Origin of the sequence: Actinomadura bangladeshensis (assembly GCF_004348335.1) — a bacterium.
Taxonomy (GTDB): domain Bacteria; phylum Actinomycetota; class Actinomycetes; order Streptosporangiales; family Streptosporangiaceae; genus Spirillospora; species Spirillospora bangladeshensis.
This window is the reverse complement of record NZ_SMJW01000150.1, coordinates 1-20,610: the sequence shown is the minus strand read 5'-3', so window position 1 is coordinate 20,610 and position 20,610 is coordinate 1. Positions and strand designations below refer to the sequence as shown.

General features: G+C 71.2%; 22 protein-coding genes and 1 tRNA gene. 12 read left to right on the top strand and 11 right to left on the bottom strand.

Going from position 1 to position 20,610, the window contains the following annotated elements; genetic code table 11:
- Positions 1-78: 78 nt before the first annotated feature.
- The 5 genes from E1284_RS25750 to E1284_RS25730 form a co-directional block, all read right to left on the bottom strand.
- On the bottom strand, positions 79-900 hold the full coding sequence (locus E1284_RS25750) for an S-methyl-5'-thioadenosine phosphorylase (protein WP_131942717.1): 822 nt from the start codon (positions 898-900) through the stop codon (positions 79-81).
- A 153-nt stretch (positions 901-1,053) separates the two neighbouring features.
- Positions 1,054-3,180, bottom strand: coding sequence for an MMPL family transporter (locus E1284_RS25745; RefSeq protein ID WP_131942716.1), 2,127 nt, complete (start codon positions 3,178-3,180; stop codon positions 1,054-1,056).
- A 358-nt stretch (positions 3,181-3,538) separates the two neighbouring features.
- On the bottom strand, positions 3,539-3,904 hold the full coding sequence (locus E1284_RS25740; RefSeq protein WP_131942715.1) for an FmdB family zinc ribbon protein: 366 nt from the start codon (positions 3,902-3,904) through the stop codon (positions 3,539-3,541).
- 135 nt (positions 3,905-4,039) lie between these two features.
- A complete protein-coding gene (locus E1284_RS25735) occupies positions 4,040-5,524 on the bottom strand; it encodes a potassium/proton antiporter (RefSeq protein WP_131942714.1) in 1,485 nt (494 codons plus the stop codon).
- 239 nt (positions 5,525-5,763) lie between these two features.
- The gene (locus E1284_RS25730; protein WP_131942713.1) at positions 5,764-6,345 is read right to left on the bottom strand and encodes a 5-formyltetrahydrofolate cyclo-ligase; all 582 of its coding nucleotides are present in this window, start codon (positions 6,343-6,345) and stop codon (positions 5,764-5,766) included.
- A gap of 33 nt (positions 6,346-6,378) precedes the next feature.
- Between E1284_RS25730 and galU the strand changes: the two genes are divergently transcribed.
- Genes galU through E1284_RS25710 form a run of 4 tightly spaced genes read left to right on the top strand, consistent with a single transcriptional unit; the run spans position 6,379 to position 9,529 of the window.
- Complete coding sequence (galU, locus tag E1284_RS25725; RefSeq protein ID WP_131942712.1) at positions 6,379-7,308, top strand: UTP--glucose-1-phosphate uridylyltransferase GalU; 930 nt, start codon at positions 6,379-6,381, stop codon at positions 7,306-7,308.
- A 42-nt stretch (positions 7,309-7,350) separates the two neighbouring features.
- Positions 7,351-8,559 carry a molybdotransferase-like divisome protein Glp gene (gene glp / locus E1284_RS25720; protein WP_131942711.1) on the top strand — a complete coding sequence of 403 codons (1,209 nt, stop codon included), beginning with the start codon at positions 7,351-7,353 and terminating at the stop codon, positions 8,557-8,559.
- 38 nt (positions 8,560-8,597) lie between these two features.
- The gene (gene moaC, locus E1284_RS25715; RefSeq protein WP_243714749.1) at positions 8,598-9,023 is read left to right on the top strand and encodes a cyclic pyranopterin monophosphate synthase MoaC; all 426 of its coding nucleotides are present in this window, start codon (positions 8,598-8,600) and stop codon (positions 9,021-9,023) included.
- A 23-nt stretch (positions 9,024-9,046) separates the two neighbouring features.
- Positions 9,047-9,529, top strand: coding sequence for a MogA/MoaB family molybdenum cofactor biosynthesis protein (locus E1284_RS25710; RefSeq protein WP_131942718.1), 483 nt, complete (start codon positions 9,047-9,049; stop codon positions 9,527-9,529).
- 42 nt (positions 9,530-9,571) lie between these two features.
- On the opposite strand, the gene sepF is transcribed toward E1284_RS25710, so the two are convergent.
- Both sepF and E1284_RS25700 read right to left on the bottom strand, forming a co-directional pair.
- On the bottom strand, positions 9,572-9,835 hold the full coding sequence (sepF, locus tag E1284_RS25705) for a cell division protein SepF (protein ID WP_131942709.1): 264 nt from the start codon (positions 9,833-9,835) through the stop codon (positions 9,572-9,574).
- The gene (locus E1284_RS25700; protein ID WP_131942708.1) at positions 9,832-10,059 is read right to left on the bottom strand and encodes a DeoR family transcriptional regulator; all 228 of its coding nucleotides are present in this window, start codon (positions 10,057-10,059) and stop codon (positions 9,832-9,834) included. The genes sepF and E1284_RS25700 overlap by 4 nt, the downstream gene beginning before the upstream one ends.
- Positions 10,060-10,140: 81 nt before the next feature.
- On the opposite strand from E1284_RS25700, the gene nagA reads away from it, so the two are divergent.
- The 5 genes from nagA to E1284_RS41765 all read left to right on the top strand — a co-directional run bounded on the left by nagA (position 10,141) and on the right by E1284_RS41765 (position 13,183).
- Positions 10,141-11,301, top strand: coding sequence for an N-acetylglucosamine-6-phosphate deacetylase (nagA, locus tag E1284_RS25695; RefSeq protein WP_131942707.1), 1,161 nt, complete (start codon positions 10,141-10,143; stop codon positions 11,299-11,301).
- A 36-nt stretch (positions 11,302-11,337) separates the two neighbouring features.
- Positions 11,338-11,967 (top strand): GNAT family N-acetyltransferase, encoded by a 630-nt coding sequence (locus tag E1284_RS25690; RefSeq protein ID WP_131942706.1) that lies wholly within the window; start codon positions 11,338-11,340, stop codon positions 11,965-11,967.
- Positions 11,968-12,182: 215 nt separating this feature from the next.
- A complete protein-coding gene (gene sepX, locus E1284_RS25685) occupies positions 12,183-12,704 on the top strand; it encodes a divisome protein SepX/GlpR (protein WP_131942705.1) in 522 nt (173 codons plus the stop codon).
- A gap of 47 nt (positions 12,705-12,751) precedes the next feature.
- Positions 12,752-12,825: transfer RNA gene (locus E1284_RS25680), tRNA-Ala, on the top strand.
- 199 nt (positions 12,826-13,024) lie between these two features.
- Positions 13,025-13,183: a hypothetical protein gene (locus E1284_RS41765; RefSeq protein ID WP_165965432.1), complete on the top strand. Its 159-nt coding sequence runs from the start codon at positions 13,025-13,027 to the stop codon at positions 13,181-13,183.
- Between the two features lie 71 nt (positions 13,184-13,254).
- Here E1284_RS41765 and E1284_RS25675 read toward each other — a convergent pair whose 3' ends face one another.
- Both E1284_RS25675 and E1284_RS25670 read right to left on the bottom strand, forming a co-directional pair.
- Entirely contained in the window at positions 13,255-14,073 is an 819-nt protein-coding gene (locus E1284_RS25675; protein ID WP_131942704.1) for a phosphotransferase family protein, read from the bottom strand.
- A 399-nt stretch (positions 14,074-14,472) separates the two neighbouring features.
- Complete coding sequence (locus E1284_RS25670; RefSeq protein ID WP_131942703.1) at positions 14,473-14,925, bottom strand: hypothetical protein; 453 nt, start codon at positions 14,923-14,925, stop codon at positions 14,473-14,475.
- Positions 14,926-15,336: 411 nt separating this feature from the next.
- On the opposite strand from E1284_RS25670, the gene E1284_RS25665 reads away from it, so the two are divergent.
- From E1284_RS25665 to E1284_RS25655, 3 genes are read left to right on the top strand one after another with little or no spacing between them, the layout of a single operon-like run.
- On the top strand, positions 15,337-16,857 hold the full coding sequence (locus E1284_RS25665; protein ID WP_131942702.1) for an FAD-dependent oxidoreductase: 1,521 nt from the start codon (positions 15,337-15,339) through the stop codon (positions 16,855-16,857).
- Positions 16,858-16,872: 15 nt separating this feature from the next.
- On the top strand, positions 16,873-18,000 hold the full coding sequence (locus tag E1284_RS25660) for a hypothetical protein (protein ID WP_131942701.1): 1,128 nt from the start codon (positions 16,873-16,875) through the stop codon (positions 17,998-18,000).
- A 5-nt stretch (positions 18,001-18,005) separates the two neighbouring features.
- A complete protein-coding gene (locus E1284_RS25655; RefSeq protein WP_131942700.1) occupies positions 18,006-18,644 on the top strand; it encodes a TetR/AcrR family transcriptional regulator in 639 nt (212 codons plus the stop codon).
- Between the two features lie 45 nt (positions 18,645-18,689).
- Here the strand turns inward: E1284_RS25655 and E1284_RS25650 are convergent, their stop codons facing one another.
- Both E1284_RS25650 and E1284_RS25645 read right to left on the bottom strand, forming a co-directional pair.
- Positions 18,690-19,337 (bottom strand): DUF1990 family protein, encoded by a 648-nt coding sequence (locus E1284_RS25650; protein ID WP_131942699.1) that lies wholly within the window; start codon positions 19,335-19,337, stop codon positions 18,690-18,692.
- The coding region (locus E1284_RS25645; RefSeq protein ID WP_131942698.1) for a DUF1990 family protein at positions 19,334-20,610 on the bottom strand (1,277 nt) is incomplete at its 5' end. The genes E1284_RS25645 and E1284_RS25650, both read right to left, overlap by 4 nt.

The following is a 20,610-nucleotide window of genomic DNA, read 5'->3' as shown; positions in this document are numbered from 1 at the left end:
GGGCCAGCAGGGCGAGGCCGGCGGCGGCCGCGGCGAACAGGGACGCCAGGGGCCGCCGCAGGCGGGCTAACCGGGGGCTCACGGCAGCTCCAGGGGGAGTTGCACGCCGTCCAGGACGTTGGGGCAGGGGCAGGTGCGTTCGGTCGGCAGCGCCTTGACCACGTCGGCGACGAGGGTGCGCAGGCGGCCGATGTTCTCGCCGAAGACGCGCAGCACCTCCTGCATGGTGACGCCCTCGCCCTCCTCGATGCCCGCGTCGAGGTCGGTGACGAGGCAGAGGGAGGTGTAGCAGAGCGCGAGCTCGCGGGCGAGGACGGCCTCCGGGTGCCCGGTCATGCCGATCAGCGTCCAGCCCTGGGAGGCGAACCACTGGGACTCGGCGCGGGTGGAGAAGCGGGGGCCCTCGATGACCACGAGGGTGCCGCGGTCGACCGGGTCCCACCCGGCGGTGCGGGCGGAGTCGGTGGCGGCGCGCCGGCCGGAGGGGCAGTACGGGTCGGAGAACGACAGGTGGACGGCGGCGCCCTCGTCGTAGTAGGTCTGGTCGCGCCCCGACGTCCGGTCGACGATCTGGTCGGGGACGGCGAGCGTGCCGGGCCCGTAGGCGGAGGTCAGGGAGCCGACGGCGGAGGGCGCGAGGACCTGCCGGACGCCGAGGGAGCGCAGCGCCCACAGGTTGGCCCGGTAGGGGATCCGGTGCGGCGGGAAGCGGTGGTCGCGGCCGTGCCGGGGGACGAACGCGACCCGGCGGCCGGCGAGGTCGCCCACGGCGATGGGGTCGCTCGGCGGGCCGTAGGGGGTGTCGACCCGGACTTCCTCGATGTCGTCGAGGAACGAGTAGAACCCCGAGCCGCCGATGACCCCGATCTCGGCGGCGGGCTGGGAACCGGAAGTTGGCATGCCGCCGACACTAGCCACCCGCCCGCGACCGGCGGCAGGGCGTTCGCCGATTGTGGATAACTCGGCGGAGGGGGCCCGGCCGCCCGGCCGGACCCCCTCGCTTCCCCGTCCCGGCCGGAGCCGGGAGCCGGTCCGGCCGGAGCCGGGAGCCGGTCAGCCGACCGGGTCCAGGACCCGCGGCTCGGCGGCCGGCTCCTTCGCGGCGAGGCGTCCCGGCGCCCAGATCCGCCGTCCGATGTCGTGCGCCAGCGCGGGCAGCAGCAGGGACCGCACGATGAGGGTGTCCAGCAGGACGCCGAACGCGACCACGAAGCCCATCTCGACCATGCTCACGAGCGGCAGCGTGACCATGGACGCGAACGTGGCCGCCAGCACCAGCCCCGCCGAGGTGATCACGCCGCCGGTCACGGTGAGGCCGCGCTGGATGCCGCGGCGGGTGCCGAGCGTCTGCGACTCCTCCCGGACGCGGTGCATGAGGAAGATGTTGTAGTCGACCCCGAGCGCGACCAGGAAGATGAAGGCCAGCAGCGGGAAGCCGGCGTCGGTGCCCTCGAACCCGAAGCCCTCCTGGAAGATCACCGCGCAGGCGCCGAGCGAGGCCAGGAACGACAGCACGACGGTGCCGATCATCAGCAGCGGCGCGACGACGGCGCGCAGCAGCGCGATGAGGATCAGCAACACCACGGCCAGCACGATCGGGATGATCACCTTGTTGTCGCGGGCGGAGGCGCGCTTGATGTCCAGCGCCGTCGCGGTCGTGCCGCCCACCTTCGCGTCCGCGGACGGGACGTCGTGCACGGCGGTGCGCAGCCGGTCGATGGTCGTGCGCGCGGCCTCGCTGTCGGCCGGGTCCTTCAGCACCGCCTCGTACTTGACCAGGCCGTTCGCGGTCATCGGCGATCCGAGTTCGGCGACGCCGGACGTCCCGCGCACGGTCTGGGCGATCTGGTCGGACGCCGAGGCCCGGCCGATGACGACGGCGGGGGAGCCCGAGCCGGCGGGGAAGTGCCGGGCGACGGACGCGGAGCCCTTCACCGAGTCGGGCGTGCCGGTGAACTGCCCGGCGTCCGACAGGCCGTCGGTCTTGAGCGTCCCCAGGCCGAGTGTGAGCACGACCAAGCCGAGCATGGTCACGGCCCAGAGCGCGCGCGGGCGCCTGCCCACGAGACCCGCCACGCGGCTCCACACGCTGTGCTCGGCCTCGTACGCCTCGGGCTTGAGGTACTTCTCGTCGTACCGGGGGACGAGCGGCCAGAACAGCCAGCGGCCGAAGATGACCAGGAGGGCCGGCAGCAGCGTCGTCATGGCGGCGAGCGCGGTGAGGACACCGGCGGCGGCGACCGGACCCATACCGGAGGTCGAGTTCATGTCGGCGAGCATCAGGCACAGCAGGCCGACCGCGACGGTGGCGGCGGACGCGATGATGGCGGGCGCGGCGCGGCGCAGCGCGAAGGCCATGGCCTCATGCCGGTCCTCGTGGCGGTGGAGCTCCTCCCGGTAGCGGGCGACGAGCAGCAGGGCGTAGTCGGTCGCCACGCCGAAGACGAGGACGGTCAGGATCCCGGCGCTCTGCCCGTTGACCGTGAGGTCGCCGTACTTGGCGAGCAGATACACCGTCGACTGGGCCAGCCCCAGGGCGAACACGGCGCTGAGCACCGGAACGAACCACAGAATGGGGCTGCGGTAGATGAAGAGCAGCAGGACGATGACGACGAGGCCCGCGGCCATGAGCAGGAAGCCGTCAAGGCTCTGGAAGACCTCGAACATGTCGGCGCCGCTGCCGGCGGGTCCGGTGACGTGCGCGGTCAGGCCAGGGGGCCCGCGCTTGGCGATGTCGCGCGCGCCGTCGACGGCTCCGGTGATGTCCTCGTCCGTGAGCGGCACGAGCGTCTGCAGGGCCTTGCCGTCCTTGGCCTCGAAGGGCCCCTGCACCTGCTGCGCCCCGGGGAGCTTCTGCAGGGCGCTCACGTCCGCGGCGGCCTTGGCGCGGTCCGCCGCGGTGAGCCCGCCGGAGCGCTCGTAGACGATGACGGCGGGCATCGTCTCGTCCTTGCGGAACTGCTCCTCCAGCTGGACGACCTGCGTGGACTCGGCCCCGGCGGGCAGCCATGCCGCCGCGTCGTTCTCCTCCACGTCGCCGAGCTTGCCGGCGAGCGGGCCGAGGGCCACCAGCAGGGCGATCCAGACGGCCAGGACGGCCCACTTGCTGCGCCGTCCGGCGATGAGTCCGGCGATCCGATGGGCGGGTGGTCTCGGCGGAGCCGGGCTTGGTGCGCTCATGTTCCTCTCCCGAAGGCACTGGCAAATCAAGATATGTCGCGTTGCCTCAGGGTCTCTCGATTGTCGAGACAAAGTCAAGTACTATCGCGAGATTCCCGGCGAGGCGTTGCGAGGCGGTCGACGATGGGCTGCCGGTGAGGAGCGCGGGGAACCCCGGGGGCCGCCGAACTCCATCCCCTCAATCGTTCGCCAGAGGAGGCGTCCGCGCCTCCGGCGTGAGAAGTGAACGCGGCTACTTCGCACGAGGCATGAGAAAGCCGCCGACTACCTCTTGAGATGTAGTCGGCGGCCGATACGCCGAAAGCCGGGGGACCCGCAGATGGGATCCCCCGGTGGGCGTGGAGAACGTCCTAGGAGGTCAGGCGACCTTTTCGGACGAAGACTTGCTGGCCGACGTGCCGGACGACGAGGATCCGCCGGACGACGAGGACGACGAGTCGGCGGACGACGAGGACGATGCCCCGGAGTCTCCGCCCGAGGAGCCGTTGGACGACCCGTTCGACGACCCGTTGGACGAGGAGCCCACGGTCGAGGACGACTTGCCGGAGCCGCGGCTGTCGGTGCGGTAGAAGCCCGACCCCTTGAAGATGATCCCCGCCGCGGAGAAGACCTTGCGGAGCCTGCCGCTGCATGCCGGGCATTCGGTCAGCGCGTCGTCGCTGAACTTCTGCACGACCTCCAGCGGCTCGCCGCACTCGGTGCAAACGTACTGATACGTCGGCACGGTTCCTCCTAGCTGACTCAGCCCGGCGGAGTCCGGACTGGCACTCACTCTGAACGACTGCTAATGGTACTCGCGTCTGGAACACGATGTCCCCCCGGCCTGTTCCCTGACCGGTCAGAGAACCTCCATCGCAGGTCAGGCGCCGGTCTCGCCGAACCAGCCGGCCAGCCTGCCCTTGCGGCTCACGGCGCGCAGCCGGCGTTCGGCGGCCTCGCGCACGGAGTCGGTGGTCACGACCAGGAGGGTGTCGCCCGACTGCAGCGGCGTCGTGGGCTCGGGGACGAAGCTCGACCCGTCCCGCACGACGAGGGTGACGGACGCGCCGGGCGGCAGCCGCAGCTCGAAGATCTCCACGCCGCTCAGCATCGAGTCGGCCGGGATCCGGACCTCCAGCAGGTCGGCGTGCAGCTCCTCCAGAGGCGCCGCCTCCACGTCCAGCTCGCGGGCCTGCTCGTCGCCCTCCAGCCGGCACCAGCGCGCCACCAGCGGCAGCGTCGGGCCCTGGAGCAGCGTGAACAGGACGACGATGTTGAACACGATCGCGAACAGCCGGTCGGCGCTCGCGACCTCCGCGACCATCGGGATGGTGGCGAGGACGATCGGCACGGCGCCGCGGAGCCCGGCCCAGGACGTGAAGATCTTCTCGCCCCACGTCAGGTTGAACCCGATCGTGGACAGCCCGACCGATACCGGACGGGCGACGAGCAGCAGCACGAACCCGATGATGAGCGCGGGCGCGATCTGGCCGGGGAGGTCGCCGGGGTCGGCGAGCAGCCCGAGCATCACGAACAGCCCGATCTGCGCGAGCCAGCCGACGCCTTCGGCGAAGCCGCGCGTCGCGGGGCGGTGCGGCAGCCGCGCGTTCCCGAGGACGACGGCGCTGACGTAGACGGCGAGGAACCCGCTGGCGTGCAGCAGCGACGCCGCGCCGTAGGAGCCGACGGACAGCGACAGCACCGCGATGGGGTAGAGGCCGGAGGCGGGCAGCGCGACGCGCCGGAGGCCCTGCGCGCCCAGCCATCCGATGGCGATGCCGATGACGGCGCCGGCGGCGAGCTCGTACACCATCACGCCGAGGAGTTCGGCCAGGTTGGGGGCGGCGCTGTGGGCGCTGAGCGTGACCACGATGATGACGACGGGGGCGTCGTTGAAGCCGGACTCGCCCTCCAGCAGGCCCATCAGCCGTGAGGGCAGGGGCAGCCGCCGCAGCACCGAGAACACGGCCGCCGCGTCGGTCGGGGCGAGCACCGCGCCGAGCAGGAACGCCGGGCGCCAGTCCATCCCGACCAGCCACATGGCGGCGAGCGCCACGACGCCGATGCTGATCAGCGTGCCGATGGTGGAGACGCTGATCGCGCTGGGCACCGACGGCCGCATCCGCCGCCAGTCGGTGGTGATGCCGCCCTCGTAGAGGATCAGGACGAGGGCGGCGAGGCCGAGGGTCTCGGCCAGTTCGGCGTTGTCGAACTGGATGTGGAGGGGGCCGGACTCGCCGATGAACAGGCCGAGGCCCATGTACGCCAGCAGGGTCGGCAGTCCCGCCTTGTGGGACAGCCGGACCGCGATGATGGCGCAGAGTACGAGCGTGGCCCCGAGGAGTAGCCAGATGTCGAGATGCACATCCCACCCTTCGGGGTCGTCAAAGTTGAACGTTTAGCAATCCTATAGATTCAACGGTCGATCGCGCATTTCCGGTTGAGGGACGGCATGTCGCGAACCGGCAATATCGTGGTATGAGCTGCGGTTTTACCCCGTTCGCGATGTTCCGCACGTCCCGTCCCTGGGCGTCCGCGGTGACGTTCTTGCGCACCGCCTCCCGGTCGTCGCCCCGCCCGTCGCCCCGGCCGTCGTCCCGCCCGTCATCCCAGCCGGACCAGGCCGCTGGACGGGGTGACGGCGGCGCGGACGCGCTGGTCGTGGGGCTCGGACGGCAGCGACTCCACCAGTTCGCCGTCGTACAGCAGCGCGACCGTCAGGATCGCCGGGCCGACTCTGGCCAGCGCCCGGTCGTAGGAGCCGCCGCCGCGCCCGAGCCGCACGCCCGTCCGGTCGACGGCGACCGCCGGGGTCAGGACGACGTCCGCGCCGGCGATGGCGCCGGGCCCGCGCGGCGGCTCGGACGGCTCCGGGCACCCGCGCGCCCCCGGGACGAGCGAGTCGGGCCCCTCGTAGGACGCCCAGTCGAGGTCGCCGTCCGCGAGCAGGCGGGGGAGCAGCACGTACGTCCCGCGCTTCCAGAGCGCGAACAGCAGGCTGCGCGTGTCCGGTTCGTCGCCGATCGACACGTACGCCGCGATCGTCCCCGCCATCTCCACCTCCGGCAGGGACAGCAGCGCGTCCCGGATCGGCCGCGCCGCCGCGGCACGGGTCTCCGGCGGCATCGCCGCACGTCGGCCGAGCATTTCGGCCCGGAGATCGGTCTTCGAAACGATGTCCTGCACGTCGCCGTCCTCACGGATGGTTATGGTCGGTACATGGCCGACAGTGCACCTGTGCTCAAGGCGGTCGTCCCCGCGGCCGGCCTCGGTACCCGATTCTTGCCCGCGACGAAGGCGACGCCCAAGGAAATGCTGCCCATCGTCGACAAACCGGCGATCCAGTACGTCGTCGAGGAGGCGGTCGACGCCGGACTCTGCGACGTCCTGATGATCACCGGCCGCAGCAAGCGGTCCATCGAGGACCACTTCGACCGAGCCTACGAGCTCGAGGAGGCGCTGAGCGCGAAGGGCGACGAGGACCGGCTCGACGCCGTGCGCGAGTCCAGCGACCTCGCGATCATGCACTACGTCCGGCAGGGCGAGCCGAAGGGCCTCGGGCACGCCGTGCACTGCGCCCGCCAGCACGTCGGGAACGAGCCGTTCGCGGTGCTGCTCGGCGACGACATGATCGACGATCGCGACAAGCTGCTGCGCCGCATGATCGAGGTGCGGAACCAGTACGGCGGCAGCGTCATCGCGCTGATGGAGGTCGCGCCCGACCAGGTCTCCGCCTACGGCTGCGCGGCCATCGAGCCGACGGACGAGGAGGACGTCGTCCGTATCTCCGACCTCGTCGAGAAGCCCGCCGCCGAGGAGGCGCCGAGCAACTGGATCATCATCGGGCGGTACGTCTGCGACCCCGCCGTCTTCGACGTCCTGGAGAAGACCCCGCCCGGGCGCGGCGGCGAGATCCAGCTGACCGACGCGCTGCGCACCCTCGCCGACACGCCCGCCGAGCAGGGCGGGACCGTCTACGGCGTGAAGTTCCGCGGGCGCCGCTACGACACCGGCAACAAGCTGGAGTACCTGCGGACGGTCGTCCAGTTCGCGGCGGAACGCCCCGACCTGGCGCCGGAGTTCATTCCGTGGCTGCGCGAGTTCGTCGAGCGGCAGGACGGTGCGGCGAACGGCGCGGGCGGCGCGTGACGGCCGTCACACGGAAAGCGTGGTCATGAGGGAAGCCTGGTCATGAGAACGGTCGATGAGCATCTGACGGAGATCCTCGGCAGCGTGAAGGTGCTGTCGCCGCTCGATCTGGCGCTGCTGGAGGCGCAGGGCACGGTGCTCGCCGAGCCCGTGTCCGCACCCGTGCCGCTGCCGCCGTTCGACAACTCCGCGATGGACGGCTACGCCGTCGTCGCGGCCGACATCGCGGCGGCCACCGACGCGGCGCCGGTCGCGCTGCCCGTCGTCGGCGACATCGTCGCGGGCGACTCCGGCGTGTCGGCGATCCGGACCGGGCTCACCGCGCGGATCATGACGGGCGCGCCGCTGCCCGCCGGCGCCGACGCGGTCATCCCGGTCGAGTGGACCGACGGCGGCAACGCCACCGTCAAGGTCTTCCGCGCCGCGCCGCCGGGGAACTACATCCGGCGTGCCGGTGAGGACGTCCTCGCAGGCCAGGTCGTCGCCGAGGCGGGCACGCGGCTCACCGCGCCGCAGCTCGGCATGATCGCGGCGGTGGGACGTCCGCGGGTGACGGTGCGCCCGAAGCCGCGCGTCGTGGTGGTCGCCACGGGCGACGAACTGCGCGAGCCCGGCTCCACCCTGGCCCCGGGCCAGATCTGGGAGTCCAACAGCTTCATGCTCACGGCCGCCGTGGTCGAGGCGGGCGGAGTGGGCTTCCGGCAGGCGACGGTCGAGGACGAGCCGGGCAAGGTGCTGGAGATGCTCCAGGACCAGCTCGTCCGGGCCGACGCCATCGTCACCACCGGCGGCGTTTCCATGGGCACCAGGGACGTCGTCAAGGAAGTGCTCAGCACCACCGGGACGGTGGGCTTCCACAAGGTGCGGATGCGCCCCGGTAAGCCGCAGGGGTTCGGCCTCCTCGAAGGCACGCCCGTGTTCACCCTCCCTGGGAACCCTGTGAGCGCCTATGTGTCGTTCCAGGTTTTCGTACGTCCGGCACTGCTCGCCATGCAGGGGCTGGCGCCGGAACCGCTGCCGACCGTGAGCGCCGTCCTCGCCGAAGACGTCAAGTCGCCTGTGGGGCTCCGCCACTACCTGCGCGGCAGGCTCGCGTTCAACCGAGGCTCCTACAGCGTCACCGCGGCCGAAGTACAGGGCTCCCACCAACTCGGGTCACTCTCCTCGGCGAACGCGCTCATCGAGCTACCGGAGGACGTCGAGGCCCTCCCCGCCGGTTCCCACGTCAACGTTCTGAGGTTGCCGTCTTGACCGAGTTCACCCACCTGGACGACACCGGCTCCGCCCGCATGGTCGACGTGTCCGCGAAGGACATCTCCGCCAGGACCGCGACGGCGACGGGCTTCGTCCGCCTGTCACCGGAGTGCGTCGGCCTCCTGCGCGCCGGTGACATCCCCAAGGGCGACGCCCTGTCGGTGGCCCGCATCGCCGGGATCATGGGGGCCAAGCGCGTCCCCGACCTCGTCCCCCTGTGCCATCCCATCGCGCTGCACGGCGTCACCGTCGACCTGGAGATCAGGGACGACGGCGTCGCGATCACGGCCGTCACCCGCACCGCCGACCGCACCGGCGTCGAGATGGAGGCGCTCACGTCCGTGAGCGTCGCCGCGCTCGCCCTGGTCGACATGGTGAAGGCCGTCGACCCGGCCGCCGTGATCACCGGCGTCCGGGTCGAGGAGAAGACCGGCGGGAAGACGGGGGTGTGGCGCCGGTGACCGGGACGCCTCTGCTCAGGGCGATGGCGGTCACCGTCTCGAACCGGGCCGCGGCCGGCGTCTACGCCGACAAGTCCGGGCCCGTGCTGGTCGAGATGCTGGAGGACCTCGGCTGCCAGGTGGACGGCCCGGTCGTGGTCCCCGACGGCGACCCGGTCGCCGAGACCCTGGCGGACGCGGTCGCCGGCGGCTACGACGTCGTCGTGACGACCGGCGGGACGGGCCTCACCCCGACCGACCAGACCCCCGAGATGACCCGCCGAGTCCTCGACTGGGAGATACCGGGCATCGCGGAGGCCATCCGGCTGGAGGGCCGCGAACAGGTGCCCGCCGCGATCCTGTCCCGCGGCCTCGCCGGCGTCGCGGGCCGCACGCTCATCGTCAACCTGCCCGGCTCGACCGGCGGCGTCCGCGACGGCATGACGGTGCTGGGCCGAGTCCTGACCCATGCGGTAGACCAGATCAAGGGCGGCGACCACCCGCGTCCCCCGACCGCAGACGCCTAGGAGAAGGCCCCGCGGCGGGCCTTCGCACCCGGCCCGGGCCAATCAGTCGGCGATGTGGGCCAGGTCGGGGATGTGCGCGGCGGCGATCCGGGGCCTGGCCGGCGGCTGGAGAAGAAAGATCTTCTTGTCCAGCCGCTCCATCTCTCCACCCCGCCCGCAGATCAGGCCGGCGCAGAAGTCCACCAGCTGCCTGGCCACGTCGTCGGTCAGTTGGGTGAGATCCATGAGCACGGGGTCGCCCTTGCAGAAGAAGTGCCCGACGTGGAGCGCCTCGTCGTAGCCCGTGGGGGCAAGCTTCCTGATCACGGGTCAAGTCTGCCAACACTCCGACGTAGTGCAAGGGCAGTGAAGACCGGACACAGCGACTGCGCGAGCCGATCGAAGTCGCGGCGGATCGTCGCGGCCGACACCGTGCGCAGGAACGCCTCCTCGACCGTCAGCCCGCCCGCGTCCGCGAGCAGGGCGTTCCAGCGCTCGTGCCGGCCCCCTTTCGTGCGGACGAGGGAGGTGAGGTCGTCCGAGGGCTTCAACCGGCGTGGCCCTGGTCCTGCCTGCGCGTTCGGGCCGTGGAACAATCGGCAACGGTCATGTGCGCGCATCGAGAGGACCTCATGCCACATCCGGACGATGGGCCGGCTCGCGGGACGACCCTCACCAACGCCCGGATCGTGCTCCCGGACGGCGTCCGCCACGGAGACCTCCACATCGCGGACGGCAAGATCACGACCTCGGCCGCGGGCGACGAGATCGACCTCGCCGGCCGGTACGTCGTCCCCGGCTTCGTGGACATGCACGTCCACGGCGGAGCGGGCGTCTCCTACCAGCGCCCCGAGGACGACGCCCGCCGCGCCGCGTCCTTCCACCTCGCCCACGGCACGACCACCACGATGGCCGGCCTCGTCACCGGCGACCCGCGCGAACTCGCCGACGCCGTCACCCGCCTCGCCGACCTCGCCGCCGACGGCGTGATCACCGGCATCCACCTCGAAGGCCCCTACCTCGCCCGCGACCGCTGCGGCGCCCACGACCCGGCGCTGCTGCGCGCCCCCGACCCCGCCGAGTTCGCCCGGCTCGTCCGGCTCGGGCGCGGGCACCTCCGCATGATCACCATCGCGCCCGAACTGCCCGGCGGCCTCGACCTCGTCCGGCAGGCCGCCGACGCGGGCGTGATCGCGGCCGTCGGCCACACCGAGGCCACCGGCGCCACCGCCCGCGCCGCGTTCGACGCGGGCGCCCGCGTCGCGACGCACCTGTTCAACGCCATGCGCCCGCTGCACCACCGCGAGGGCGGACCGATCGCCGCCGCGCTCAACGACCCGCGCGTCACCGTCGAACTGATCAACGACGGCGTCCACGTGGAGCCGGCGGTGACCCGCCTCGCGTTCGCCGCCGCCCCGTCCCGCGTCGCGCTGATCACCGACGCCATGGCCGCCGCCGGGATGGGCGACGGCGACTACCGCCTGGGCGTGATGGACGTCGAGGTCCGCGGCGGCCGCGCCACCCTCGCCGGCGGGACGTCCATCGCCGGCAGCACGATCACCATGGCGGACGCCTTCCGCCGCACCGTCACCGACACCGGCCTCCCCATCGAGGACGCCGCCCGCGCCGCGTCCCTGACCCCCGCCCGCGCGCTCGGCATCGACGCCCGCACCGGCTCCCTGGAGCCCGGCAAGGACGCCGACCTGGTCGTCCTGGACGACGATCTCCGCGTCACCCGGGTGATGAAACAGGGCGTGATCGTCCCGCGTGCCCGAATTCTCGGCGACAATTGATGGCGTCCAGACGTCCGACCAGGGAATCATGGAACCGTGGAACGTTTACGGGGATGGCCGGTCACCCTGACCGAGGGCCCTGTCGGCCTGCGCCCGCTGCGGCATCGCGACGCCGCCGTCTGGCGTGAGCTGCGGGTCCGCAACGCCGACTGGCTCCGCCCGTGGGAGCCGACGAACCCCGAGACGCCGCTGTTCCGCAGTGGCCTCGGGCCGTACCTCAGCATGGTCCACACCATGCGCCGCGAAGCCCGCCAGGGTCTCGCGCTGCCCTGGGTCGTCACCCACGAGGACGAATTCGCCGGCCAGCTCACCATCGGCGCGATCGTCTGGGGCTCGGCCCGGTCCGCGCAGATCGGCTACTGGGTCGACAAGCGGGTCGCCGGACGCGGAGTCATTCCCACCGCCGTGGCGCTCGCCGTCGACCACTGTTTCTTCACCGTCGGCCTCCACCGGCTCGAAGCCAATATCCGCCCGGAGAACACCGCGAGCCGCCGCGTCGTCGAAAAGCTCGGATTCCGCGAAGAGGGAATTCGCCGCCGCCACCTGCACATCGACGGCGCCTGGCGCGACCACATCTGCTACGCCCTCACCGTCGAGGACGTGCCCGGTGGCCTGCGCGCCCGCTGGCTCGCCGAGCGCAAACAGGCATTTCCCCGCGGCACATGAGCCCGCCGTGACTTTCCCGCCGTAAGAATCCTGCGATCGAGAAGGCGCGGCAAACGGAGAGTAACGGCGGGATCGATCTCGCGACACACCGCCCCTTATGCTCGTCAACCTCTGACACCCCCTCGTACCGTGCGGGGCGTGACCCTGCTCCCATTGCACGTTCGCGCGCCGAAAGTCGGCCCGCCTGTTAAGCGTGCCCTGGGACGGTGGGGCCGGTGAGCAGCGCCGTCCTGTACCTCGCCATCGTCGCCGTCTGGGCCGTCGTCCTCGTGCCCATGTGGCTGCGCCGCGACACCGAGACGACCGGGATCTCCCGCCTCCTCCACAAACGTCCCGAGGAGGACGAGGAGGAGGAACCGCTTCCCGAGGAGACCCCGGAGCCGCGCCGCCGCGTCACCCGGGCCACCGTCATCGCCCGGCGCCGCCGCCGCACCACGGGCCTGACCGCGCTCGTGCTCACCGCCGTCGCCGTCGTCGCGTCCGGCGTCGCGCCCTGGTGGGTCACCCTGCCCCCGGCCGCCCTGCTGGCCGGCCACCTGGCGCTGCTCCGCGTCGCCGTCGGCATGGACACCGCCCGCCGCCGCGCCGCCGCGCAGGCCCGCGCCGCGGCCCGCACCCGCGCCCTGGAGGCCCGCCGCGCCGCCGAGGAGGCCGAACCGGCCGAGGTCATCGACCTCATCACCCCCGACGAGGTCTTCGACCAGTACGCCGACGACCGCCGCGCCGTCGGCGAGTAACCGGTGCGCGAGCACCCCCCGATGTTTGCTAACCTTACGGAGTCCTTGGGGCTGTGGCGCAGTCCGGTAGCGCACCTCGTTCGCATCGAGGGGGTCAGGGGTTCAAATCCCCTCAGCTCCACCCAGGATTCGCAGGTCAAGGGCCTGGTCGGAGCATACTCCGATCAGGCCCTTGATCGTTTGTCATCAAGATGTCATCAAGACCATCCGGCACCAGATGACACGCCCCGGCCGCCCATCCCTCACTCTCAGGGGGCACTCACTCCGACCCAGCGCCTGTGACGTCGCCCCGTGTCCCCCTGACGTGCCGTGCTCGCAGGGTGCTGCCGACTCGGCCGTTCGGCCTTCGGCGAGCCCACGAGGACGGCCTGACCGTCGAGACCGGTGTTTCCGCGCTGGAGGGCGACGACGGGCCCGGCGGAGTCGCCGAGATCGCGGGCGTCTCGGTGGTGGCGCTGGTACTGCCGTCGACCTTCTGATCATTGGCGGCGGCCGGCCTGCCGTTGCTGACAGCGATCACCGGTGTGGCAGTTGCGCCCCGAGTTCTATTTCAGTTAGCAGAGCTGCGGGCGTGTCGATGTGACGCCCACCTCTGTGCCGCGGTCGCGTGCTCGAGCGCCCAAGCCTCGTTGTTGGTGGCGAGGTTGGCTTGCCATTTGGTGGCGAAGACGCGTGCGAACAGGTCGATGGTGGCCGGGGCGGTGGTCGTCCAGGCGGGAAACCGTGAGGTCCAGCGCTCCGCTTCGGCCGGGGTGTGTCCGGCTTTCAGCAGCCAGGGGATGAGCAGTGCCATCTCGAGGAATGCGGCGCCGCGTCCGGTGAACGTCCAGTCCACCACGTGGACGGTGTTGTCGTCGCCGATTAGGACGTTGGCGGGGTTGAGGTCGGCGTGGAGCAGTGTGTTGCCTGCCAGTGGGGTCATGTCGCCCATTGATTCCCAGCGGCGTTCGATGCGCTTGCGTTCCAGCACGTCGGGGAGCGGGCGTGCCTGCAGGCTGTCGATGATCTTTGCGAGGACGTCCAGGTCCGGTGAGCCGGGGGTGTAGTCGGCGTGCCGGGCCTGGACGTGCTCGAAGGCCAGGACGAGCCACCCGCCCGCCTCCACGGTCCAGTGAAGGCGGGCGGCGTACTCGGTGACGTGGGGATTGATCGCGGCTTCCCAGCGCAGCGACCGGACTTCCGGGCCGTCGGTGTCCGGCGCGGTCTTGGGGGCGGCCTTGACGAACAGCCGGCCGTCTGCGGTGTGGACGGTCGCGGCGATGTCGGCGTGGTTGCCGGCGGGCGCGGGCTCGACCCGGTGGATGGTGCCGGTGTGTCCCTTGACCGCGTCGAGCACCTCGGGCGGAAGGTTGGACCAGTCGCTACGCATGGATCAATCCCCGTGGTGGTGTCAGGCGGTCAGCGGTGGCTGCGCGCAGTTCTCCGGGCAGCAGGACTCGCCGTCCATCCACCATTCCAGATCGACGCGGTACCCGGTGGCGCGCATCGCCGCCAGAACTCCACCAGGAATCCCGAGTCCCCGCCACACTGTCCCGAGCACGACAGTCGCCGCTGCGGGACGGCGCGGGCGTGCGTGCGACCCGTCCACCGCACGGGTGCTGTCCGTTCTCAAGCTGGCGCGGTCGGTGTCTCAAGCAGCACCATGGACGCACGTCCGGTCTCGGTCGGTGGGGGAGTGGCGGGCTGGTTCGCCCCCGACCCGGCCCGCCTTTGGGTAGTGCGAAGGCCCGGACTGAGAATGGTTCCGGGCCTTTAGGTATCGATGTCCCTAGCCGTGGGCGTTTCTCGGCGAGAGTTTTAGCGCGCCGTGGGAGACGTTCACGCATAGCGCCGTGGGAACGAGCACTGTGAGTACCCCGATCAGGCTTGCCCGCAGGGAGTGCGCAAAGCCCACATCGGTGGCCACGGCGGCAAGAAACACGTAGAGCATGGCCAAGGCTCCGGCAACGGCGGTGGCGACGAGCCACTTGGTGAGCAGACGTCCCTTCTTCGCGGCCACCTCTCCGATGACGCCGGCCGGCAGGAACAGCAGCGGCACGAAGACGATGCCCACCACTCCGGCGAGCAGCACCAGGAAAGGCCCGGCCAGTGGGCCGCCGGTGTCCGCATCAGTGACGACTGCGCGCGCAAGCAGACCAAGGTAGATGACGACGCCCTGCGCGATGAACACCAGGCAGGCGCTTGCCGCACCAACCAGGTGCCGGCCGGTCTTCACGAACATAAGGCTCCCTCGCGCTCACGCCCCGGCCGGCAGGTCCCGGTCCGGACGCGTCAGGCCAGAACAAGTCGGTAGTTCACCCATGTCACCGGCTGAAAGTGTCCAGCTTGTGATCATATCGGACGGTTTTCGTCGTTGGTGGCGGCGATCGGTGGCCGTGCCGCAGCGTCGTAGGAGAGCGTCCGAGACGACGACCGGTGGCGCAGCACGAACCCCCTACCACGGGCCGCACGGTCAGGTTCTGGGCTGGACGAGAGGAGTCCGCGCCTCAGGCGGCAGTGGAGTACCGCAACGGACGCTAGCAGTGGCGCACGTGGTCGCCGGCGGGGTGGTGAAAGGGGGGTTTTGGGGTCTTGACCCACGGTTGGGTCAATCATACATTCGATCGTTAAGTGTATGAATGGAGGCCCTGGGATGCGGTCTGGGACGGCGGTGGTGCTCGGTGGGAGTGTGGCGGGGCTGTGTGCGGCGGGGGTGCTCGCCAGGCGCTTTGAGACGGTGGTCGTTCTGGAGCGGGACGAGCTTCCGCCGGGGGCGGAGCATCGGCGCGGGGTGCCGCAGAGCAAGCATCCGCACTTCCTGCTGAACTCCGGGCGCCGTGCGATCGGGGAGATCTTTCCCGGGTTCGAGGAGGCGCTGATCGCCGCGGGCGGGATGCGGCTGATGCCGTCGATGGACGCGGCCTACTGCGAGAAGGACGGCTGGGCGCCGCGCAAGTCCGGGTCGATGACGATGGTCTACAGCTCCCGGGTGCTCATCGAGCGGGTCCTGCGGGAGAAGGTCCGCGAGGTGCCGGCGATCGAGATCCGCGAGGGGGTGACCGTCACCGGGCTGCGGTCGAGTGGCGGCGGAACGGTGGGCGGGCGTGTCGAGGGGGTGGAGTTCCGCGGCGAGGACGGTGAGGGCTGTCTGGCCGCCGACCTCGTGGTCGACGCGCTCGGGCGGGGCTCGTCGGTCGTCGAGTGGCTTACGGCGGACGGATGGTCCGCGCCGCCGGAGAAGACCCTGGATGCCAAGGTCACGTATGTCTCGCGCTGGTACGACCTGCCGCCGGCCGGACGGCGTCCAGAGTCGTGGTGGTGGCGGCATCTGGTCATCACCCCGACCCAGGACACCGGCGACCATCCCGACGAGCACGAGTTCCTCAGCAACTTCTTCCCGATCGAGGGCGACCGCGCCATCGTGTGCATGGGGTCGTGGGGCATCCAGATGCCGCGCAAGACCGAGGCGTTCGAGGACGCGGTGGACCGGGTCCGCGCCGCGGCCTTCGGACGGGCGACCCGGGCGTGCACCCCGACGTCCGAGGTGCACCTGACCCGTTCCACCGGCAACAAGTGGCGCCGCTTCGACCTGCTCGACGTGCCGCCGATCGGGCTGGTCTGCGTCGGCGACTCGATCTGCGCCTTCAATCCGTTCTACGCCCAGGGGATGAGTTCGGCGGCGCGTTCCGCGCTGATCCTCGGCGAGATGCTGGGCGGTCGGGACGTCCTCGATGCCGGTTTCTTCAGGGAGTTCCTCGCCCGGCAGAAGACGTCGCTGGACGTGCCGTGGATGCTCGCGATGGCGCGCGACCAGGCCTATGACTTCGCGACCGGGAGCGAGGTCGCGGCCCCGTGGCGGCGCAGGCTGGCCGCGCGGTTCAGCTGGCCGGTCTTCAACGCCATCAACGCCGCGAGCCGCGAGGACGCCTACGTCGAGCAGACCTTCGCCCAGGTGTTCAACCTCGACAAGTCGCTCAGGGAGATGGCCGCCGACCCGCGGTTCTGGTTCGGCATCGCGCGGTACAAGGTGCGCCGGCGGCTGGGACGGACGGTCGTGCCCGGCGGGTTCGACGAGCGGGACGATCCGCCCGGCACCGACTACACCGGCTACACCGGCGCGGCGGGCGCGCCGTCCGCCGGACCGCGCCGGGGCGACGACCTCGTCGAAACCTGATCAGGGGAGCTGGACATGGGTTACACGTGCGACCCGGTGGCCGAGCGCATCGCCGAAGGGCTCGGTTTCACCTGCCGCGGCGCGGACGCCGTGGTGACGTTCCGCGATCCGTTCGGGCTGGAGGACGGCACCATGCCGTTCCTCGAACTGCTCATCATCGGCGGCGCGGTGTTCGCGCTCGTCCACGCGTGGCGCCGGTGGCGGCGGGACGGCGACCCGGTCAACATCTCGCTGTGGTTCGCCTCGGTCGTGTACCTGGCCGTGATCGAGCCGCCGCTGTACTTCCCCGGCTGGTTCGGTCTGGAGGAGCACGTCGGGTTCATCTTCTCCCACAACGTGTTCACCGTGCAGTTCATGTACGACCGGCTGCCGCTCTACATCGTGGCCTTCTACCCGGCGATCTCGCAGCTGGCCTACGAGCTGGTGCGGGTCCTGGGCGTGTTCGCCCGGCGCGGTCCGCTGCTCGGCTCGGTGGCGGTCGCGTTCGCCTGCCAGGTCTTCTACGAGATCTTCGACCAGCTCGGGCCGCAGCTGAAGTGGTGGGCGTGGAATCCGGGCAACGAGATGATCAACCAGCCGGCGCTCGCGTCCGTCCCGATGAACAGCATGCTCCTGTTCGCCTCGGTCTCGTTCGGCGCGATGACCTACCTCGTCGTCCGGCTGGTCGGGGCGGACGCGGGTCGTGACGCGCGCACGGGGTGGAGCATCGGCTGGCGCACCGTCCTCGCGGGGGCCGCGACGCCGCTGGCGATGATCGTGGTGAGCGCGCCCAGCGGTGCCTTCCGCGGTGAGGACCGGCTCGGGATCCAGCGGGCCATCCTCTCCGCCGAGCTCGCCGTCGTCTGGATCGCCGGCCTCTACCTGCTCGTGGACGCCTGGCGCGCGACGCGCACCGACTCCGGCCCTGTCCAGTCGCCGGTGTTCGCGCGGGTCTACCCGGCGGTGTATCTGGGCGTGCTCGTCGCTCTGTGGCTGACCGCGCTCCCGGCGTATGTCGGGTCGTCCGGCGGCGTCACCGAGCAGGGCACCCCGGTCGGCAGCCTCTGGTACGCCGCACTGTGCGCCGTGACTGCGGCGGTGTTCGTCCTGGCCGCGGTGCGCGTGCGCATGCCGCGTCCGGCCGTGGGGCCTGTGGGATCCTAGGGGGCATGGCGCACCACGGCTGGGGAGGCAGGCCCCCTGCATCAGACGCCGAGGCCCGGCAGCGCATCGTCGACGCGACCGCCCGCTGCATCGACCGGCACGGCGTCGTGAAGACGACCCTGTCGGACGTGGCGAACGAGCTCGGCGTCACCCGCCAGACCGTCTACCGCCACTTCGCCCGCATCAGCGACATCGTGGGCGAGGTGGCGGCGCAGGGCGCGGAGTCGTTCGTCGATCGGCTGGTCGCCCACCTCCAGGGGGTCGGCGATCCGGCCGAGGCCGTCGTCGAGGGCATGATGTTCTGCCTGCGGACCATCCCGACCGAGCCGCGGTTGAGCCTGCTGCTGCAGCTCAGGGACTCCGGTGCGTTCGGCCGCGGCGCCACCACCACGGACGCGATCGCCTACGGCGCCCGGATGCTGAAGCGCTTCCCGGTCGACTGGACGTCCGCCGGGGTCGGCGAGGACGACCTCAACGGCCTCGCCGAGATCATCATGCGGCTGCTGACCTCGCTGCTGGAGAACCCGGGCGAGCCGCCGCGGCCGGAGGCGGACCTCCGGGCCTTTCTCGACCGCTGGCTGGCCCCGGCGCTGCGCCGGCCGTCCGGCCGCCGCGTCCCGGTGGGCGCACGACCTGACGCCTGACCGCCGCGACCGGTCGTTCCCGCTGCGGCGCGGACGCGGCGCTCCTCAGGCGGCCCGGCGCCGGTCGGCGAGTGCGGCCGTTGTCAGCGTCTCCATGCGCTTGCACGCTCGTCTGTAGAACCTGACCTGCGTGAACCGCCCGAAGACGATGAAGCCGAGGCGGACGATGGGGTTCGGGATGGGGCCTCGTTGCGAGAAGACGTGGATGTGGAACTCGACCTCGCCCGTGTCGAGCCATTTGCGCACTTCCTGGTCCATCTGGCCGCGTTCGAGGTGGCCTTTCAGCGTCCGGTAGTTCCAGCCCCATACGCGGGCGCGGCGGCCGTCCTGCTCGATGTAGCCGTCGACGACGTCCCCGATGCGCAGCCCGAGGTAGAAGCGGAGGCCGTAGAAGCGGGCCTGCAGGAGCATGTCCCTGCCCGGTTCGGGCGGCCCCGAACGGCTGACCTCCCGGATGATGGCCGGGTCGGCGTACTCGTAGTTCGCCACCAGGTGGCGGGCGGCCTCCCAGCTTCCGCCGGGGACGGGCGGGCCCGGCGGCTCGCTCGGCAGCGGCTGCCGGTAGTCGTCGACGTGCCAGCCGTCCTCCGGCGTGCGCATGTCGTGCTGCTGCGGATCGAAGTTGAGCGGGAGCCGGTGCAGTTCGGCGCGCCGGCGCAGCATGCGCCGCTGGACGCGGGTACTTCCTCTCACCGGGGCGTCCTCTGCGGCTGGCGGCGTTGCGCGGACCGGAGATCGCGGGTGCGGTGGGGCACGCGCTGGACGGCGGCGTACGTGGGGCCGCGCACCTGCTGGAGCAGCCCCGCCGGAGGCAGTTGCGGGATGGGGTTCTCGGTCGGGTTGAAGCGCATCGTTTCGTTGTCGCCTCGTCCCGGGCCCAGAATTCGCAGCCGGCCGAAGCGCTCCCACCGGCCGACCTCGGTCGCCACCACCAGGTTCAGATCCAGTGGCCGGTAGTCCACGGCGGATGCGAGCGTCGTCAGGTCGGCGGGGATGAACCGGGACGAGTCTCCGACCGCGCCCAGCAGGACCCGGCGGTCGCCGGCCCGGTATGCGAGCAGGGAACCGTAGAACGCCGGACTCCAGTGGTATCCGGGCCGCAGCAGCCGGCGGCCTATCGGCGTGTGCCCGGTCGTGGCCAGCAGCAGTTCCGACGTGGTGTCCGGTTCCGTGTCGCCTGCCGAAGGCTGCGTCCAACGCAGCGCCAGACCCAGCAGATCAGGCAAGTACGGCGGCAGCCCGATCGCGCGGGAGAGCCGGACTTCGGCCCGCAGTTCTGCACGCTCGTCCAGGAACGGGACGCCCCAGTATCGGGACGCCCCATCCAGCACGAGCATGGCGTCGAACACGAGCCCCCTGGGATGCAGGGGCCGGTCCCGCAGCCGCGCCGCCAGGGCGAAGGGCCGCGCGAAGGCCGCGGTGACGGCACGGGTGACCAGCCGCTGCACCGGACCACCGCCGGGGACGTCCGTTCGCTCGGTATGGACTTCCACCTCGCCGACCTGGCGGCCGCCCGACATCTCGGCGACGCGAGCGCAGAAATGCGCCCACATGTGAAGCTGCATCTCCTTGGCGAGGCCCACGCCTTCGTAGAGGGCCTCCGCCAGCCGGTCACCGCTCCGTGCCCAGGACTCGATCGTGAACACGAGGCCGTTCTCCCCGGCTTCGGACGCCCGGAACTCGATCTCCCCGGCCTCCAGATGCCCGATCAGCGTCACGAACCGGAATGACAGTGGTGTGCGTTCCACGACCCGGACCGGGCAGTTCCACGGCCCCGGCATGTGGACGACGTACTCGTCCCCCATCTGGATGGGCCGGGACGTCCCGCAGGTCTTGTCGAAGACGGCGACCTCCACCGGCGAGGCGGCGTTCAGATCGGCGCCCACGCGGCTGATCAGCTCCGCGGCGGTCAGCGGGCTGCCGGAGATCCGGACCGTGTATTGCCGCTGGTAGAGCGGCCCGACAC

Coding starts and splice junctions, on each gene's coding strand:
- E1284_RS25750 (WP_131942717.1), bottom strand. CDS start 900: ATGCCAACTTCCGGTTCCCAGCCCGCCGCCGAGATCGGGGTCATCGGC.
- E1284_RS25745 (WP_131942716.1), bottom strand. CDS start 3,180: ATGAGCGCACCAAGCCCGGCTCCGCCGAGACCACCCGCCCATCGGATC.
- galU (WP_131942712.1), top strand. CDS start 6,379: ATGGCCGACAGTGCACCTGTGCTCAAGGCGGTCGTCCCCGCGGCCGGC.
- glp (WP_131942711.1), top strand. CDS start 7,351: ATGAGAACGGTCGATGAGCATCTGACGGAGATCCTCGGCAGCGTGAAG.
- moaC (WP_243714749.1), top strand. CDS start 8,598: ATGGTCGACGTGTCCGCGAAGGACATCTCCGCCAGGACCGCGACGGCG.
- E1284_RS25710 (WP_131942718.1), top strand. CDS start 9,047: ATGGCGGTCACCGTCTCGAACCGGGCCGCGGCCGGCGTCTACGCCGAC.
- nagA (WP_131942707.1), top strand. CDS start 10,141: ATGCCACATCCGGACGATGGGCCGGCTCGCGGGACGACCCTCACCAAC.
- E1284_RS25675 (WP_131942704.1), bottom strand. CDS start 14,073: ATGCGTAGCGACTGGTCCAACCTTCCGCCCGAGGTGCTCGACGCGGTC.
- E1284_RS25670 (WP_131942703.1), bottom strand. CDS start 14,925: ATGTTCGTGAAGACCGGCCGGCACCTGGTTGGTGCGGCAAGCGCCTGC.
- E1284_RS25665 (WP_131942702.1), top strand. CDS start 15,337: ATGCGGTCTGGGACGGCGGTGGTGCTCGGTGGGAGTGTGGCGGGGCTG.
- E1284_RS25660 (WP_131942701.1), top strand. CDS start 16,873: ATGGGTTACACGTGCGACCCGGTGGCCGAGCGCATCGCCGAAGGGCTC.
- E1284_RS25655 (WP_131942700.1), top strand. CDS start 18,006: ATGGCGCACCACGGCTGGGGAGGCAGGCCCCCTGCATCAGACGCCGAG.